This window comes from Ectothiorhodospira sp. BSL-9 (assembly GCF_001632845.1).
In the GTDB taxonomy this organism is placed as follows: Bacteria; Pseudomonadota; Gammaproteobacteria; order Ectothiorhodospirales; family Ectothiorhodospiraceae; genus Ectothiorhodospira.
In genome coordinates this window covers 1,102,448-1,118,546 of sequence record NZ_CP011994.1, presented here as the reverse complement: position 1 = coordinate 1,118,546, position 16,099 = coordinate 1,102,448, and the positions used below count along the sequence as shown (strand labels likewise).

Here is a 16,099-nt window from a genome sequence, read left to right as displayed (position 1 = left end):
TCAACCCGGGAGACGAATCACCAGCGCCGCCCCACCCAGTTCCGAGTCCTCAACCAGCAGATCACCCCCATAGGCCGTGACGATCTCGCTGACCACCGCAAGGCCGATGCCCTGCCCGGGCACCCCCTCATCCAGCCGACCCCCACGGGCCAGAATGGCCGGCACCCGGTCGGCGGGGATGCCCGGGCCATCATCCTCCACGCGGATCTCAAGCACCCGCCCCCGGTGCTCCACCAAGGCCCTCACGCGATGGCGAGAGAACTTCCAGGCGTTATCCAGGAGGTTGCCCAGCAACTCCATCAGATCCCCTTCATTGCCACGAAAATGGCTGCCTGGCTGCACCTGCATGGAAAACGCCACCCCCTTGTCCCGGTAGACCTTGTTCAGGGTGTCCGCCAGGCGCTGCATCACCGGTGCCACGTCCAGCGGCGTTGCCAGGGCGCTGAGCCCCGAAGTGGCGGCGCGCTGTAACTGATAGGCCACGATGCGGTCCATCCGCTCCAGTTGTTCCAGCGCCTGTCGGCTGTCGGTATCGGACCGCTGCTCCAGGCTGCCGCGCAACACCGCCAGCGGGGTCTTGAGGCTGTGGGCCAGATCGGCCAGCCCGTCCCGGTACCGGACCAGCTGGGCGCGCTCCTGCTGGATGAGGGTGTTGAGGTTATCGGTGAGGGGCTTGAGTTCCGCCGGGTAATGGCCGGTGATCTGACCCTGATCGCCCTGCTCCATGGCCCGCAACTCCCGGGCCACCCGGCGCAAGGGCATCAGCCCCAGATAAAGGGCCAGGGACTGGGCAGCCAGCAACAGCACCGCCAGGACAGCGAGCCAGCCCCACAGACTGCGCCGGTACTCGCTCAACTGCGCCTCGAGTCCCGATCGATCCTCCATCACCGTGAAGGTCAGCGGCACCAGCCCGCCCGGGGTCTCCCAGTCCACGGTCATGCGGGCAAGGAATCGATCTTCCGCGCCGACACCCATGGGCAGGCCCAGCGCTGACGGAGAGCGCCAGAGGATGCGCCCGCGGGCATCGGTGACATGGGCCTGCAGCCCCGAATCCGGTAGGGTGAGACGCGCATCCGGCAGCCGTTCCGGCATGCTCACGGCACCGCCCGCATCCACCTCCACGGTTCCCATGAGCATGAACAACTGAGCCTGCAGGCGCTCCTGCAGAGCATGGGTGGCACTGTCACGAAAGGCCCGCTCCAGGGCCAGGGCGGTGAGGCCAGCGAAGACCGCCACCACCAACGTGGCAATCAGGCCCACGCGCAGGGTGAGGGAATTCATGCGCCCTCGTCGGGCCGCAGCGTCAGACGGTAGCCCCGGCCGCGCAGGGTCTCGATGGGGGTATGACGACCTTGTGGGTCCAGCTTGCGCCGCAGGCGCCCGATGAGCACCTCCAGCACATTGCTGTCCCGATCCTCGTCATGGGGATAGAGGTAATCGGTGAGGGCCTGCTTGGACAGCACCTGCCCGGGGTGTCGGGCCAGGTGTTCCAGCAGGCGGTACTCAAAGGTGGTGAGGGCCACGGCATCACCTTCCATGGAGACCTGCTGGGCATGGGTATCCAGCACCAGCGGCCCGAGGGTGAGACAGCCATCGGTGCTGCCCACCGCCCGACGGGCCAGGGCCTTGAGCCGGGCCACCAACTCCTCCATGTGAAAGGGTTTCACCAGATAATCGTCCGCACCGGCCTCAAGCCCCTGTACCTTTTCCTGCCACTGCCCGCGGGCGGTGAGGATGAGGATGGGCAGGCGTCTCCCCTGGGCCCGGGCACGGCGGATGACTTCCAGCCCCGGCAATTCGGGCAGACCCAGGTCCACCACGGCCACATCGGCGGGGTATTCCATCAACTGGTACAGGCCATCCCGGCCATCGCTGCTGGTATCCACCATCCAGCCCTCGTGCTCCAGGCGATGGCGCAGCTGTGCCAGCAGGGACGGCTCATCCTCGATGACCACCACGCGCATGACCTATTGCCATTCCCCCGTGGCCGCGTCCACCAGGATGTGTCGCACCCGCTGATCCTCGATCAACACACGGATGCGATGCACCAGCCGGCCCTCGTGCTCCTGGGTCTCGGCGGACAGCACCCGCCCCCCGGTCTGCTCCTGCACCTGGGCCACTGCCTCGTCCAGGGTGACGGGGCCATTCTGGGCCACCTGCAGGGCGTGGCCGGCACCGGCACCCGAATAGGGCACCGCGGTGCCGGCCTGCACCCCACCCCACATCGCCAGGCACAGCAGGCACAGTCCCCCAACCACCGGGGTGACCTTGCCAGACAGCGAATGAGGGATGGGGTTGTTCATGGTCTCCAGTCTACCAGTACGCGGACAAGAGGGTCATCAATCGGCCCTTGTTCCATCAGTCGAAGCTCTCCTCTTGGGGATGGTCTGTGGCACCATATTCGCGACAGCCCGATCGGCAACCGATCCGTGGGCCCCCATGCTCATGTATAAGCCCGCCGTGCTGAATGCCGGCTGAACCCGGTGACCCTCAACACCTGAATCAGGACCCTTCCCATGGATTCCACCGCCTGGATCATCATCAGTCTCATTGTGTTGTTCCTGCTGGGGCAGTTCGCGTTCCTGTACCGTTCCAAGGGCATGCAGGGTCGCATTGCACCGGACATGACCGATCTGCTCAGCGAGGCCCAGAAGGCACAGCCCCGCCTGATCTTCTATTTCCACAGCCCCCGCTGCGGCATGTGCAAGCAGGTTGCGCCGATCCTGAAACCCTTGATGGATGATCGCTTCGATATCATCGACGTGGATGTCAGCAAGCGACCCGATGTGGCACGGCGCTTCAAGGTCATGGGTACTCCTACCCTGATGCGGGTTCAGGAGGGTCGGATCGAGAAAGTGATGATGGGGGCCAAGGACGAGAAAACCATCCGTGACTTCGTGGAGGCCCAGTGACCCAGCCAACGCAACCCCAAACCGCCCAGGCCAGAACCCCGCAGGAGATCCGCCAGCTGCTGGAACCCGAGAAGGGCCCGATCACCTGGCCGGAACTGCAGCCGCATTTTGCCCGTGGCGTGGTCCTGCATGTGGCCGAAGAATTGCCCCTGCTGGATGCCGCCGTTCACCTGGTGCAGGACGACAAACCACGCGTGGAGGATATGCTCACCCGGGGCCTGCTGGCCCGCGCCGATGTGGATCACGCCAAGGACTGGGAGGCGCGCAAACCCCGATTCGAGGCGGTGGTGGTCGCCCCCTGGGTGCTGGTGCGGGAGATGTGACCCGCGCCACAGGATCGACGGGATGACGCCCATGCGGTGGCCGACATGATCCGTTATCATCCCGGGTTAACACGTCGTCAGGGGGAAACACCCATGTTGCAGATCAGTCCGAACCTGGTGTGCTGGTTCATCAGCCACGTCAGGGAGTTTCACGCCCAGGAAGACGTGATGCTGCCCGATGAACCGGATCACCAGAACGAGACCTGGATCGACGAGGCCCTGGAGGAACACGCCGACAACGTGGTTTACCTGGAACTCAAGAACACCGTGGAGGAACTGGAGCCCGAGCTCCAGGCGAATATGGTGGCCTTGATGTGGCTGGGGCGCGGCGACTACAGTGAGGACGAGTGGGATCTGGCCCTGGAAGAGGCCAAGTCCAACTGGACCCCACGCACCGCCGACTACCTGCTGGCCACACCCATGGGAGCCGACTATCTGGCCGAGGGCCTGGCCATGCTCGGCCACTCATGCGAAGACGACTGATCGGAAGGCCCTGATGGACGTCCTCTATTCCCTGCGACTTCAGGCCCGCTACAGCCGCTGGGCCCACGCCCAACTGCTGGAGCACTGCGATGCCCTGCAGGACGAAGTGCGCAAGACAGAATGGTTTGGTACACAGGGATCGATTCATGGCCTCTTCAACCAGATGCTGCTCCAGGATCGTATCTGGCTGGGGCGGATGCTGGACAAACCCTATGTTTACCGTTCCCCGGATCAGGTGCTGTATACCGAATACGGTCTGCTGCGCGCCGAGCGCATGCGCACGGACAGCGAGATCATGAACTTCGTCCAGAGCCTGGCCTACCCCAACCTGGACAAGAAGATCACCTTTACCCTGGATCATGAACCCCGGGAGTGCACGCTGGTGCTGGGGGAGTGCCTGCTCAACCTGCTGCATCGGCAGTCCGCTCAGCGAGGGCAGATCATGGCACTGCTGGAACAGTCGGACGTGGATCTGGTCCCGCTGGACATGCTGGCCATGCCCGGCATCGCCGATTGATCCCACCCCGCCCGTGAGGCCCGAACCATGAAACAGCCCACCGCCCTGAAATCCATCACCTATCACGGTCTGGAAACCGGCCCTCGTCTCATTGTGCTCGGGGCCGTACACGGCAACGAGACCTGTGGCACGCAAGCCATCCACCGGATCATGCAGGAACTGGATGCGGGGGAGCGGGAGCTGGCCCGGGGCACGCTGACCTTCGTGCCCATCGCCAACCCCCTGGCATGGCAATTGGAGCAGCGCAACGGCGAGCGCAACCTGAACCGCAACTTTCGTCTCACGGATGCCCCGGAGGACTTCGAGGACCGCATCGCCAACAGCCTGGGGCCGGTGCTCCAGGCCCATGACGTGCTGCTGGACCTGCATTCCTTCCATACCGGCGGCGAACCCTTCGTGATGCTGGGCCCGCGTAACAATGACTCCGAGCTGGAATATTTCCAGCAGGCCGAAGCGGAACAGGCCCTGGCCCGCTGCCTGGGGGTGCGCCGCATGGTGGAGGGCTGGCTGGATACCTACGCCCGGGGCGTGGCGCGGCGCCTGCGTAACCCCAACGCCAGCCTGCGGGCTCAGATGCTGAGCACCGACCCCGGTTACGGCATCGGCACCACCGAATTCATGCGGGCCCATGGGGGCTATGCGGTGACCCTGGAGTGTGGACAGCATGACGACCCGAACGCACCGGAGGTGGCCTACCAGGCCATCGTCAACACCCTGGCGCACCTGCAATTGCTGGATCTGCCTGCCCCCACGCCCCGTCAGGATGTGGAAGTCCTGCAACTGGTGGAGGTGATCGATCGGGATCACCCGGAAGACCGTTTCACGCGAGCCTGGGGAAGCTTTGACCCGATTCAGGCGGGTGACGAGATCGGTTACCGGCATACCGGCGAGCCCGTGTTGGCCCCCAGTGACGGTTTCATCGTCTTCCCCAACCCCAACGCCCTGCCGGGCAATGAGTGGTTTTACCGGGCGGAGATCAGCGACCGCTTCTGAGGGCGAGGGTCACTCCGTGCCCCTGGATGATCGCCCGTTCTTTTTGTTCTTTCGCCGCACCCCGTCCAGGACCTTGAGCTGCGCCATCGCACGCAGGAACGCCGCATGGGCCGCATCCCGGTCGGTGAACAGCACACTCTCCTGCATGATCTCCTCGGCCTCGCGCTTGGCCTCCAGGGCCGCCTGCTCGTCGATCTCGTCGCTGCGCAGGGCCGTATCCGCCAGCACGATCACCCGATGGGGCTGGATCTCCAGCATGCCGCCAGAGATGTACAGCAGATCCTCCTCGGTCTTCCCCTCAGGCAGGTAACGCACCACGCCGGGGACAATGGGCGTGAGCAGTGCCGAGTGTCCGGGGAAAATCCCCAATTCGCCACCGCTGCCCGTCAGGCAGACCTTGTGCACGGAGCCACTGAACAATGCTGCCTCGGCACTGACAATCTCCAGATCCATGGTCGCCGTCAATGGTACGGATTGCTCTCTAACGGTCACACACGTCTCCTGCCCTTGCCCTTAACCGCACCACTGGTGGGTTGCGTCGGCACCTTGATGCCCGCGTCCGTCATGGCATTGAGAATCAAATTGACCACCTTGTCCCAGTCATGAAGCTTGTCGGTGTTGATCACCAGGTCGAATTGGTGAAAGTCGTTGGTGCGCCGCTGCACCATGTTCCAGAGAAACTGTTCGCGCTGATGATTGATGGTCTCCACCTTCTCCCGGGCCTCGGCCTCGGGCAGACCCTCATCCAGGGCCACGCGCACGGCACAATGCCTGGGGGAGCCGGCAATGCGAACCCGAAAGGCTCCCCGATCCCGCAGGAAGATATGCGCCCCCCGGCCCACGATGACCCCACCCTTGGGGCTGATGGCCAACAGGACATCCACCAGGGCCCGCCGGTAGGTGGTGAGAAAATAGGCGTCGCCGGACAGCACGGAGTACACCCAGGTACTTTTCCAGGCAGAAACCTTCTCGTCCAGTTCCCGGAGTAGATTGCGATCCTGCTCGGCGTGCTTGGCCACCCGATCCAGCAGTTCCTCGTCAAAAAATTCCACCTGCAACCGCTCGGCCAGCAGTCTGGCCACCTGCTCGCCACCCGCGCCATAATCCCGGGAAACAGCGACCAGGGGCGGCGTTTTTGCACCCCTCCCCCGGTCGGGATCAATATCCCTTGCCTGGGTACGAATATAACGCTGTAAGAGTTCGTTGACGTCGCGCATGCACCACCTTCGGCCTTGTCCGAGGATTCATGGTACAACGTGTGCCTGCTCACAATGAATAACCCACTGCCAATGCCAGCTGCAAAAGGATCCGACGCGCTCATGCATGATGAGGTCCCCTACTTCCGTCCCGTGCATCAAATCTGCCAGCGACAGGTGGTGACCTGCCAGCCGGGCGAAAACCTCGTTGATGTGGTAAAAACCATGAGGGATAAGAATATATCCAGCGTGGTGGTCTGCGATGAGGGGGGCGCCCCCATCGGCATCGTCACCGACCGGGACCTGCGCAATAAGGTGGTGCCCTCGGACAAGGCGCCCGGTTCGTTCCTGGTTCAGGATGTGATGAACAGCCCGCTGACCACGATTGGCGAACATGATGTGCTGTATGAGGCGCTCTACCGCATGTCCAACCAGGGGATCCACCGGCTGGTGGTGGTGGACTCGGAGGGGGCCCTCAACGGCATCATCACCGACACGGATATTCTGCGCATGCAAAGCCATTCCCCACATCAACTGGTCAGGGACATCGAACGGGCGCGCAGCATCGAGGACCTCAGCGCCCTGCACACCCGCATCCAGGACCTGGTCGTGCACCTGAGCGGCACCACCACACCGGTCCGCGACATGGTCAAACTGATCGCCAACCTGAACGATCAGATCCTGCTGCGCCTGGTGACTCTGGTGAAGAAGGAGCAGTTTCCCAACCTCTCCCGTGGCTATGCCTTCGTGGTGATGGGGAGCGAAGGGCGCTGTGAACAGACCCTCTCCACCGACCAGGACAATGCCATTCTCTATGCCGATGACCTGGACGAGGACGAGATCCGCGAGATCGAGGCCTTCTCCCACACCCTCATCGATCATCTCATCAGTATCGGCGTGCCCCCCTGCCCCGGCGGCATCATGGCCAAGAACAAGGCCTGGCGGCGCAGCCGCTCCGAATGGCTCAAGGAGCTGGACCGCTGGCTCATCACGCCCAGCCCGGAGAACATCCCCAACGCCAGCATGTTCACGGATATCCGCACCCTGCACGGGGATCAGTCCCTGGAGATGCAGCTCAAGCAGCACATCTACAAGCGTCTGGACGAGAACAAGCTGTTCCTCATGCGCATGGCCGAGAACATGCTGCGTTTCGCGCCCCCACTGGGTTGGCGAGGCAAGATCAAGACCGGCGTTCAGGGTGCCGGACGGGGCCAGGTGGATCTCAAGAAGGGTGGCATCTTCGCCCTTACCGATGGCATCAAGGCCCTGGCCCTGGAGGCCCGCGCGCTGGATGGTGGTACCCATCAGCGCCTGCAGGCCCTGGTACGCAAGGGGGTACTGGCCAAGGACCAGGCCGGTGATATCGAAGAGAGCTTCGACTTCCTGGTGCTCATGCGTCTGCGCGGCCAGGTGCGAGCCATCGAAAAGAGGCAGACACCTGGCAATACCGTGATGCTGGACGAACTCAGCCAGATGGAACAGGGCAAGCTGCGCATCGCCTTCGAGGATGTGGCCAAGTTTCAGCGCTTTATCGGCAGCCACTTCAATCTGGGATTGTTGCGCTGAGTTCTCCAGGGAATTTCCGACACCAGGGATAGACCATGCCACGCGCCAGCCATACGCCACCACCGGGCCCACCGGTGGCCACCTACTCCATCGTCGCCCGGGACCCGGATACCGGTCGGATGGGCGTGGCGGTGCAATCGCATCATTTTGCGGTGGGCAGCGTGGCCCCCTTTGCCAGGGCCGGCGTGGGCGCCGGAACCATCCAGTCTTTTGCGAAGCTGATCTACGGCAGCGAAGGCCTGCGTCTGATGCGGGAGGGCTCCAGTGCCGGGGACGCCCTGCGACGGCTGCTGGCCCGGGATCATCACATGGACTTTCGACAGGCGGCCATGGTGGACACCGAGGGCAATGCCGCCGCTCACACGGGCCAGCTCTGCATCGACCAGGCGGGCCACAGTCTGGGCGATGGCTATGTGTGTCTGGGCAACATGCTGCTCAGGGACGGCACCTGGGATGCCATGGGCAGCGCCTTCGAGGCGGCTTCCGGGGAGTTGCATCACCGCATGCTGGCGGCCCTGGAGGCGGCACAGAACAATGGCGGCGACCTGCGCGGTCGACGCTCGGCGGCCATGATCGTGGTGAACGCCAGGGCCACCGGTGACCCGGCGGAGGATACGCTACTGGACCTGCGGGTGGAGGACCACGCCAGTCCGGTCAAGGAATTACGGCGCCTGATCACCCTCTGGGAGGCCTACGATCACAACACCCGGGGCGGACATCACCTCCGGCACGGCGAATATGACCAGGCCATCAAGGCCTTCATGCGCGCCGAGGAACTGGCCCCCGAAGAAGCGGAACTGGTTTTCTGGCGCGGGGTGGCCATGGTCAATGCGGGTTATCTGGAAGAGGCGAGGCCCCTGTTCCGTGGCCTCTTCAAGGCCTCGGACCACTGGGCACTGCTGCTCACCCGGGTGGCCCGCAACCGCTTCCTGCCTCACGACCCTGAACTGCTGCGCACGCTGATCCCCGAGGAGTTCAGGGAAGCATCAGAGGTGGCCGAAGCGCTTGAGCCCAACGGCTGAGCCGATGATGCCATGAGCTTTGGCATGGAAGAGATCCTCATCGCCCTGATCGTCACACTGGTGGCGGGGCTGGTGCACGGTGCCTTTGGCCTGGGATTCCCCATGGTGGCCACACCGGTACTGGCCCTCTTCACCGACGTGATGACGGCCATCCTGCTCACCCTGGCCCCGAACGTTGCCGTCAATCTCTGGAGCCTGCTGCGCGGCGGCGGGTGGCGGGAGAGTGTGGCCCGTTACTGGCCGGTGGCCGTATGGATGCTGGTGGGCTCGGGCATTGGCACCCTCATCCTGGTGGCCATGGACCCCAACCCCTTCCGATTATTGCTGGCCGCCACGGTGGTGCTGTATCTGGTGTCCGACCAGCTCAAACGGGTGAACTGGAGCTGGATGCGGCAATACCCGGGGCCAAGCGGTGCCGGGGCAGGCCTTGTGGGCGGTATCCTGGGTGGCACGGTGAACGTGGGCGGCCCGGCGCTGATGATCTATTTCCTGGAACTGCGGATCGCCCCCCTGGTACTGGTGCAGGCCATCAACCTGTGCTTCCTGCTGGGCAAGAGCACCCAGGCGCTCACCTTTGCCGCCCTGGGCCTGCTGGGCCTGGAGCTGCTTTGGCTCTCCCTCCCCCTGGCCATCACCGCCCTGATCGGCCTGCGAGCCGGCATGTGGATCCGTGAACGGGTGAACGCGAACACCTATCGGGGCTGGCTGCGCGGGCTGCTTTGGCTGCTGTGCATCCTGCTGGTCGTGGAATTTTTCCGGGAACTGTAACAAGGGCGGACAACAGCACCGCCAGGCACCCTTGCCTTGCCGACAGGCGCACCCTGCCACTGACGGGGTGCGCCTGTCGGGATCAGACCTGACTAGGACTTGCTCTTCTCCGAGATCTCCTTGAGCTCCTTCAGGCTCTCACGGAAACGCTCATCCAGTGTCTGCATGGAAGACTCCTGGGCAGCGCGCATGCTCTCGCTGATCTCCCGCATGTTCGCACTCATGCGCTCGTACATGGCACCGATCAGTTCCACCTGGTGACTGGGCAGATCGCCAGCCTCGGACTTGGACAGCTTCTCGGTGTTCTTGTTGACCTCCTCCATGGCCTCCTTCACCAGTTCCGACTGGCGCTTCATGAGCGCCTCGGTGCTCTCGAACAGGGTGCGATTGGCGGCCACCATGGCCTCCACGTTCTTGCGCTGAGCCTCCATCAGCGCCTTCGTGTCCATCTGCGGCATCTGATACTGCTTCAGCATCTGGTTCATCTGTTCCATGTAACGGTTCGGATCAAACAGCTTCATCATCTCCGACATATCGAAGGGGTTTTTCTGTTCTGCCATGTGTCCTGACTCCTTAGGGGTATGGGGAAGGCGTTGTGAACGCCTTGGTGAACTCACTCCACGAGGGTAGACGAAAACCGCCACTCGTACACCCTCCCTCTGCCCGGATGACTGGGGACAGACCTGTGGATAAAGCATGAACTCACGGTGGATAGATCAGGGTCGTCAAGTTATCCACATTTCACACACACCCTATCCTTGAATTGCCCCAACGGTACTGCACAGGTTCCAATTGATCCAAAATAATGATTCATAACGTTTTTCAAAGAGTTTTCCCGCTTTGACCAGCCCCCTTATTATTATTATTGGTAGTTCATTAAAAAACCTGTAATAAAGGGCGCCACAAAAAAATCCATCGTCTCAGCCTCCGTTGTGGACGATCCCGTCCCCCTGCACCCTGATGGTTTCGGCTTCAATACGGACCTCCCGCCCCTGGATGACCAGCTCGCCCCGGGGAGTCAGACGAATACCGGCATGGGCGTGACCGATATGGATCTCCCCTGACTGACTCTGCAGGGTGATCCTCCCGCCCGCCGACATCCCCAGTCGACCGTTCGCCACATGGCATTCCAGATCCCCCTGGCGAACCTCCAGGCGCATGCCACGTCCCGCCCTCAGATTCATGGATCCCTGGCTGCGCTGCTCCAGATCCCCTTGTCCTGCCTCAAGATGCAGATCCCCCCCTGCCTGAACCCTCAGATCCTCCCCCGAGATCAGCTGCAAGGAACCCTCGCGAGTCTCCAGGGATGAGGCCCCCTGCACGTTGACCCGCTGATCCCCGCCGACCTCCACAATCTGATCCCCGCCCGTCTGAAGGGACAAAGACTGCCCCGCCTGCCAGAGCATGCGACCATCATCCGCATGCAGGGCCAGATGAGGATCCTCCGGCGTGGCATCCATGAGCACACGTAACCCATGGTCCCGGGTACTGAGCCTTATACCGGGGCCGTGAGGCTGATCATTCATGAGCAGTTCGTTTCCGCCGTGGGTTCGCAACAGGTTCTGGTGGCGGTTGTGTGCTGTGACGGGGCTGGGATGGTCGGCATTGGGCAGGGCGCCCAGGATGATGGGGCGGTGCGGATCGTTGTTCTCGAAGGCCACCAGCACCTCCGTGCCCGCATGCAGCGGGAAGTGGAAGCCGAAGTCGTCGCCGGCATAGGGTGTGAGCATTCGTACGGGATGGCTGGCCTGGCCGGGCGGATGCTCGCGGGAGTCGAAATCAAACCGGATCCGGTAACGTCCATGGGCATCCAGATGGATGGGCTCACCCTCGGGCCCGTCGATGCGGGCAACGAAACGGGCGCTGCTGCGGTGAGGTGTCAGCGGCGGGCGATAGGATTGAGTGGAGGGGATGAGTTCAAGCCGTGTGCTGAAGGCCGGGCCTGTGGTGGGCATGCCATCGGGCAGGCTGGAGGCCTGCTCCCCGCGAAGTTGCAGGGCCGTGATGGTATAGGTCTTATTGAAATCGGCATGCGGATGACCGGTGAGGGTGATCCGCTGCCCCGGCGTCAGGGCCCGATGCCCCGTCCAGGCCGAGAAGCTGAGGCTTTGGGTATCCAGGGACTCGGCCCGCACCCGGGCCAGATGCTCGCCCTGGCCCGGAGTGGCAAAACCCGCCCCCCAGTGATCCTCCAAGCCCCCCGAGAGCTGTTTGCACTCCTGCCGGGCATGGAGCGCGACCTGGGGATGGTCCGGGAAATGGTCTCTGAGTTGCACCGCCCCGGGCATCAACCGGGCCCGGGCCGCCAGCCGGTAGATGATGTCCGCGGGGGCATGCTGTCCACTGTGGGCATGAAACGGCAATCGCCTCACGGGCGCCTCAGGCAGGTCACAGGCATCGTCGTGAATGACCAGGGTCACCCCCTGCCTGGATTGCTCAAAGCGATAGAACAACCCGTGAAAGGCCATCAGGCGGGTGATGAAGGCCAGGTCGTCCTCCTCCACCTGAACGATCAGGTCCTCCACCGGGTCATCGTCCCGACAGGCCATGCGCCATTGGGCCGGTGTCCAGCCGTGGCCCTGCAGGACTTCCTCCACCACCGCCCGTACCCCCATGCCAGGGAAGACGCGGTTCTGGCGGGTCCGGGCCAGGGGCGCCAGGGGGGATTCCAGGCAGATGTGCTGGATCACCCCCTTGCCTGCTGCTCCAGGGGACTGATCCAGCGCCGTGACCAGGCCATGGATGCAGGGTGCGGCGCTCCCCCGGTCAAGGCGCAGACAGGCGGCCTGCCCCAGGACTTCGCTGGCCACCAAAGGGGAGTGGCTGTGGCAGCGGACATCCAGGCGGTAGGAGCGTGACAGGGCAAGATCCTGGCTGCTGAAGTCCAGCACCGTGAGGCGTTCGCCTCCCTGGCATTGCAGGTCAAGCTGAAGACGAGGCCGCTGTGTCATGGGGGTCATGGGGGTCATGGGCATGGATTTCATGGGCTGGGGTTGTGAAGGCGCTATCCGGCCAGCTGCGCGAGATGGGTAAGGCAGATCCCCTTGTGTGGGCAGGATATCCATGCCCAGCACCGGTCCCTGGCACCCCAGCTGGGGTAATCGCCGGGGCACGTGTTCCAGGCTCAGCACAAAATCATGATGGCGGCCCAGACCTCTGCGGATGTGGGCCGCCAGGGCCTGGCCCACGTGCTGGCCGGGCGACAGGGCACGGACCTGATCGATGGACAGCGGGCCGATGACGATATGGATGGGACCACTGCGGTCCGGCACCCGCTCGCCCAGATGGGTGTCCATGCCCAGGCGGTTGCCCGGCGACCTGCCCAGGCCGGTGGTGGGAAAAAGGCTGACCCAATGGGGCTGGAACTGTGCGATGCGCACAGGGTGGTGAATATCGGGGTACCGCTGTCCGAGCCACCGGCTGATCCGGGCCGCCAGGGCATCGGCACTGGGCTGGGCGGTGATCCCTCCCATGAGTGGGTCGATGCCTGCCCTGTCCTGAAAACCCTGGCCTCCCAGGGCTGCCAGACAGGCTTGCAGGGGATGACTCCCCTGCCCATCGATCAGGGTCGGGCGTGAGCGTTGCCACACCCGGTAGTTCAGGTGGGCCTGCCGACGGCCGGGAATATCCAGAAACCCCCTCAGGGCCCGGGCCTCCTGGCTATCCCCCTGGGCTGCCTCGCGCCAGGCGGCGGGCAGGTGGCCTTCCACGCCATACAGGCCTGGAGTGGGTGCGCACAGGTTGATCCGGCCCCTGCTGTTCGGGACGGTCTTCACTGGCGACGAGGGAAAGGACAACCCAGGATCCGGCGAGACCATCACGGGTTCTTCCCGATGCAGATGAACACGCATCCGTTCCAGCAGGCCACCCTGTCGGAGGCACGTGCGCACCTGTTGGGTAGTGGCACCTGCAGACCGTCGTACGGGGCTCATGAAAGATCCCCCCTGGCTGCCATGGCACCGGGAACGCGGTGGGATGATGGAGAGCCCACTGGAATCGAGCCTGAATCCGGGCGGTGTTCCAGAGACAGCCGGACAAAGCTGTTGAGTTGTGCGTAATGATTCAGGAAGCGTTCCAGCACCGCGGTGAACAGCACCCGATCCGCCTCGCCGGCAAAATGATCCTCATCCACCTGCAGGTGTGCCTCCAGGCCATGGAGCACGGCCCCGCGTTCCATGCGGTTGCAGGGGGTGACGGTGAGTTGCCCCAGACCTTCAAGCCGGCGCCGTTGCGACGCGCTGCCACTGCGATCCAGTAACTGCATCACCTGCCGCAGTGCCGAGGTGGACATCAATCCCTGCTGACGCAGACAGACCAGGGATACCAGATCCCATCGCCATCGCGCCCGATCCGACGGCGGATAGTGCGGCGTCGGGCGGATGAGGTGAGTCACTTTCAGGGTATCCGGGATGTTCTTCACCCCATGAACTGTCGTGCCGGGGCTCAGGTGACGGTGCGGCAGATCCCCGTTATGGGCCAACAAGCGGCATGACAGGGTTTCCCGCAGTGGCGCCTGGGCCGGATCCAGCTCCAGCCAGGTCTGCCAGCTGCCATGGGGGCCGGGCCGTGGCAGGGCCTGGTAGAGGGGTTGGCCATCGTCCATGCCATGGGCCAGGGCCGGGCGGTAAACCCGGCGCTGGGCGTTGGTGCCATCGATGCCCATGATCTTCTCCACACGATGGGTATGGATGGATCGCCGCGCCCGGGCATCGGGTAACACCGGGTAACGGCAACGACCCGGTTCCCTGACGATGGGCTCGGCGCTGTGTTCAAACAGGTTGATGGCCGGGATGCAGTGCAGCCGCAGGCTCTGGGTGGTCACAGGCATGGAGGTGGGCAGATGCACATCCAGCTGCAGGTGCAGGATGAATTTTTCGATGCCTCGGGGGAGACGTTCCCGGCTTCCTGTGTGCAACCGGACGAAGCGGAAGGCCTCGGGAAAATGCAGGTAGTCCTGCAGCAGGTGAAGCCCGGCGTGGGAGGCGTCCACCCATGGCGTCATGGGGTCCTGCCAGGGTCGGGGGGCAGCGTCGACAACCCGGGAGACCCCCAGGGGGCGCTCCCCCTGCCCTTCCACCCACAGGCTGAGGGCCCGGGTGTGGTGACGCAGGGCATGGACCAGTTCGGCGCCGCCACGCGGATCGGCGGCATACAGATCCAGGTACCCAGGCAGCACTGTGGCGGCACCACGGGGGTCGTGAACTTCAAGGCCTAGCGATACCCGCGTGCCGTCGGGCGTATCCGCTGTTTCGATGCTCATCAGTTCCAGCGGGTGGAGGGTCAATTCGGTGACGGTGCGAAAGCGGCAACGGGTGGACTCATGGCCTACAGGGTCACTTTCCACCACTGCTCCGGCCGGCACTGTCTGTGTCATGCCGCCTCGCAATCGAGGCTGAAAGGCGAGGATCGTGCAGGCGGGATAGGCACTCATGGCGCCGGGCCACAGTTGTTCCAGCAGTGCCCCGGAGATCTCCGGGAGGTCATCATCCAGACGCCGGCTGATATCGGCGTGAATACGGGCAACGCCCTGCAGGAGGGTGTCCATCCCCGGGCCCGGGTTTTCGGGTGTGTCCAGGCCCAGGCGCCGGGCCGGCTCCGGAAAATCTTCCGCGAACTCCCGGGCAGCGCGATCCAGGTGCATGCGTTCGCGCAAGCATGCCTCGTCCCGGACATGGGTGAACTCATCCGGTGTGTGAAGGTATTGAAGGATGTCCATGGGGTCTCTCTTCCTTGATGAACCGGTGGCACCGCCACCCCTCTTCCATTGCGGAAGAGGGGCTCTGGAGCGCCTGTTTCCTAACGGCCCTCGACCCAGGAATCCTGGAATTCGATGTTGCCGTCCACATAGGTCCAGGTGATGCGACCGTAGCGCAGGGAGACCTCCTCCAGGTGGGGATAGCGCTCCTTGTCCAGATCCTTGACGTTGTGCATCGTGGGTTTCACTGAGGTGACCTTCACGTCCTCCAGGCGATGGCGGAAGTATTCCCGTTCGCTGCCGCTGTCATCGATGCGGAACCAGCTGATCACCACCTCCGAGAGGGTCTGGCCATTGCTGCAGGCCTTGTAGAGATAGGGGGAGACCTTGTCGAAGGTCTTCACGAAACGCAGGGGTTCGTGCTTGCGGGTGCCGGTCAGGCTGCCGGTGTCCGAATCCGTGGGGATGCGGATCTGGTGATCCAGTTGCAGCACCTCCACCGAATTGCGACGGCCAGTGATCTGCACGGGCCCCTCCACGGGGGCGCCCTGATCGTCACGGATGCTCAGGTAGGCGGGTACGGCCATGTCATGCTCTCCTTGCAATGGATGGTTGGGGACTTCA

Annotated in this window: 17 protein-coding genes; 8 read left to right on the top strand and 9 right to left on the bottom strand. The window is 63.7% G+C overall.

Going from position 1 to position 16,099, the window contains the following annotated elements; translation table 11 throughout:
* From ECTOBSL9_RS05345 to ECTOBSL9_RS05335, 3 genes are read right to left on the bottom strand one after another with little or no spacing between them, the layout of a single operon-like run.
* The gene (locus tag ECTOBSL9_RS05345) at positions 1 to 1,281 is read right to left on the bottom strand and encodes an ATP-binding protein (RefSeq protein ID WP_063464198.1); all 1,281 of its coding nucleotides are present in this window, start codon (positions 1,279 to 1,281) and stop codon (positions 1 to 3) included.
* Entirely contained in the window at positions 1,278 to 1,964 is a 687-nt protein-coding gene (locus tag ECTOBSL9_RS05340; protein ID WP_063464197.1) for a response regulator transcription factor, read from the bottom strand. The genes ECTOBSL9_RS05345 and ECTOBSL9_RS05340 overlap by 4 nt, the downstream gene beginning before the upstream one ends.
* A 3-nt stretch (positions 1,965 to 1,967) precedes the next feature.
* On the bottom strand, positions 1,968 to 2,303 hold the full coding sequence (locus ECTOBSL9_RS05335) for a PepSY domain-containing protein (protein WP_240481062.1): 336 nt from the start codon (positions 2,301 to 2,303) through the stop codon (positions 1,968 to 1,970).
* A gap of 213 nt (positions 2,304 to 2,516) precedes the next feature.
* Here ECTOBSL9_RS05335 and ECTOBSL9_RS05330 point away from each other — a divergent pair, with 213 nt between their 5' ends.
* From ECTOBSL9_RS05330 to ECTOBSL9_RS05310, 5 genes are all read left to right on the top strand, one after another.
* On the top strand, positions 2,517 to 2,912 hold the full coding sequence (locus ECTOBSL9_RS05330; protein ID WP_063464196.1) for a co-chaperone YbbN: 396 nt from the start codon (positions 2,517 to 2,519) through the stop codon (positions 2,910 to 2,912).
* A complete protein-coding gene (locus ECTOBSL9_RS05325; RefSeq protein ID WP_082829759.1) occupies positions 2,909 to 3,235 on the top strand; it encodes a DUF2288 domain-containing protein in 327 nt (108 codons plus the stop codon). Before ECTOBSL9_RS05330 ends, ECTOBSL9_RS05325 begins: the two co-directional genes overlap by 4 nt.
* Before the next feature lie 93 nt (positions 3,236 to 3,328).
* A complete protein-coding gene (locus tag ECTOBSL9_RS05320) occupies positions 3,329 to 3,718 on the top strand; it encodes a DUF3775 domain-containing protein (RefSeq protein ID WP_063464195.1) in 390 nt (129 codons plus the stop codon).
* A 13-nt stretch (positions 3,719 to 3,731) separates the two neighbouring features.
* Positions 3,732 to 4,235 (top strand): DinB family protein, encoded by a 504-nt coding sequence (locus ECTOBSL9_RS05315; protein ID WP_063464194.1) that lies wholly within the window; start codon positions 3,732 to 3,734, stop codon positions 4,233 to 4,235.
* 27 nt (positions 4,236 to 4,262) lie between these two features.
* A complete protein-coding gene (locus ECTOBSL9_RS05310; RefSeq protein WP_063464193.1) occupies positions 4,263 to 5,228 on the top strand; it encodes a succinylglutamate desuccinylase/aspartoacylase family protein in 966 nt (321 codons plus the stop codon).
* A gap of 9 nt (positions 5,229 to 5,237) precedes the next feature.
* Here ECTOBSL9_RS05310 and ECTOBSL9_RS05305 read toward each other — a convergent pair whose 3' ends face one another.
* Entirely contained in the window at positions 5,238 to 5,720 is a 483-nt protein-coding gene (locus ECTOBSL9_RS05305; RefSeq protein WP_240481061.1) for a F0F1 ATP synthase subunit epsilon, read from the bottom strand.
* Entirely contained in the window at positions 5,717 to 6,445 is a 729-nt protein-coding gene (locus ECTOBSL9_RS05300) for an AAA family ATPase (RefSeq protein ID WP_063464192.1), read from the bottom strand. Before ECTOBSL9_RS05300 ends, ECTOBSL9_RS05305 begins: the two co-directional genes overlap by 4 nt.
* A gap of 54 nt (positions 6,446 to 6,499) precedes the next feature.
* Here ECTOBSL9_RS05300 and ECTOBSL9_RS05295 point away from each other — a divergent pair, with 54 nt between their 5' ends.
* From ECTOBSL9_RS05295 to ECTOBSL9_RS05285, 3 genes are read left to right on the top strand one after another with little or no spacing between them, the layout of a single operon-like run.
* Positions 6,500 to 7,990 carry a putative nucleotidyltransferase substrate binding domain-containing protein gene (locus tag ECTOBSL9_RS05295; RefSeq protein ID WP_371258999.1) on the top strand — a complete coding sequence of 497 codons (1,491 nt, stop codon included), beginning with the start codon at positions 6,500 to 6,502 and terminating at the stop codon, positions 7,988 to 7,990.
* Between the two features lie 35 nt (positions 7,991 to 8,025).
* Positions 8,026 to 9,012, top strand: coding sequence for a DUF1028 domain-containing protein (locus ECTOBSL9_RS05290; RefSeq protein WP_063464190.1), 987 nt, complete (start codon positions 8,026 to 8,028; stop codon positions 9,010 to 9,012).
* A gap of 24 nt (positions 9,013 to 9,036) precedes the next feature.
* Positions 9,037 to 9,780 (top strand): sulfite exporter TauE/SafE family protein, encoded by a 744-nt coding sequence (locus tag ECTOBSL9_RS05285; RefSeq protein WP_240481060.1) that lies wholly within the window; start codon positions 9,037 to 9,039, stop codon positions 9,778 to 9,780.
* Between the two features lie 92 nt (positions 9,781 to 9,872).
* Here the strand turns inward: ECTOBSL9_RS05285 and ECTOBSL9_RS05280 are convergent, their stop codons facing one another.
* From ECTOBSL9_RS05280 to ECTOBSL9_RS05265, 4 genes are all read right to left on the bottom strand, one after another.
* Positions 9,873 to 10,340, bottom strand: coding sequence for a phasin family protein (locus tag ECTOBSL9_RS05280; RefSeq protein ID WP_063464188.1), 468 nt, complete (start codon positions 10,338 to 10,340; stop codon positions 9,873 to 9,875).
* 360 nt (positions 10,341 to 10,700) lie between these two features.
* Positions 10,701 to 13,670: a type VI secretion system tip protein TssI/VgrG gene (tssI, locus tag ECTOBSL9_RS05275; RefSeq protein WP_168161536.1), complete on the bottom strand. Its 2,970-nt coding sequence runs from the start codon at positions 13,668 to 13,670 to the stop codon at positions 10,701 to 10,703.
* 38 nt (positions 13,671 to 13,708) lie between these two features.
* Positions 13,709 to 15,496 (bottom strand): type VI secretion system baseplate subunit TssF, encoded by a 1,788-nt coding sequence (tssF, locus tag ECTOBSL9_RS05270; protein ID WP_063464186.1) that lies wholly within the window; start codon positions 15,494 to 15,496, stop codon positions 13,709 to 13,711.
* 80 nt (positions 15,497 to 15,576) lie between these two features.
* The gene (locus ECTOBSL9_RS05265; RefSeq protein WP_063464185.1) at positions 15,577 to 16,062 is read right to left on the bottom strand and encodes an Hcp family type VI secretion system effector; all 486 of its coding nucleotides are present in this window, start codon (positions 16,060 to 16,062) and stop codon (positions 15,577 to 15,579) included.
* Between the last annotated feature and the right edge of the window lie 37 nt (positions 16,063 to 16,099).

Coding starts and splice junctions, on each gene's coding strand:
- ECTOBSL9_RS05345 (WP_063464198.1), bottom strand. CDS start 1,281: ATGAATTCCCTCACCCTGCGCGTGGGCCTGATTGCCACGTTGGTGGTG.
- ECTOBSL9_RS05340 (WP_063464197.1), bottom strand. CDS start 1,964: ATGCGCGTGGTGGTCATCGAGGATGAGCCGTCCCTGCTGGCACAGCTG.
- ECTOBSL9_RS05335 (WP_240481062.1), bottom strand. CDS start 2,303: ATGAACAACCCCATCCCTCATTCGCTGTCTGGCAAGGTCACCCCGGTG.
- ECTOBSL9_RS05330 (WP_063464196.1), top strand. CDS start 2,517: ATGGATTCCACCGCCTGGATCATCATCAGTCTCATTGTGTTGTTCCTG.
- ECTOBSL9_RS05320 (WP_063464195.1), top strand. CDS start 3,329: ATGTTGCAGATCAGTCCGAACCTGGTGTGCTGGTTCATCAGCCACGTC.
- ECTOBSL9_RS05315 (WP_063464194.1), top strand. CDS start 3,732: ATGGACGTCCTCTATTCCCTGCGACTTCAGGCCCGCTACAGCCGCTGG.
- ECTOBSL9_RS05310 (WP_063464193.1), top strand. CDS start 4,263: ATGAAACAGCCCACCGCCCTGAAATCCATCACCTATCACGGTCTGGAA.
- ECTOBSL9_RS05300 (WP_063464192.1), bottom strand. CDS start 6,445: ATGCGCGACGTCAACGAACTCTTACAGCGTTATATTCGTACCCAGGCA.
- ECTOBSL9_RS05295 (WP_371258999.1), top strand. CDS start 6,500: ATGAATAACCCACTGCCAATGCCAGCTGCAAAAGGATCCGACGCGCTC.
- ECTOBSL9_RS05290 (WP_063464190.1), top strand. CDS start 8,026: ATGCCACGCGCCAGCCATACGCCACCACCGGGCCCACCGGTGGCCACC.
- ECTOBSL9_RS05285 (WP_240481060.1), top strand. CDS start 9,037: ATGGAAGAGATCCTCATCGCCCTGATCGTCACACTGGTGGCGGGGCTG.
- ECTOBSL9_RS05280 (WP_063464188.1), bottom strand. CDS start 10,340: ATGGCAGAACAGAAAAACCCCTTCGATATGTCGGAGATGATGAAGCTG.
- tssF (WP_063464186.1), bottom strand. CDS start 15,496: ATGGACATCCTTCAATACCTTCACACACCGGATGAGTTCACCCATGTC.
- ECTOBSL9_RS05265 (WP_063464185.1), bottom strand. CDS start 16,062: ATGGCCGTACCCGCCTACCTGAGCATCCGTGACGATCAGGGCGCCCCC.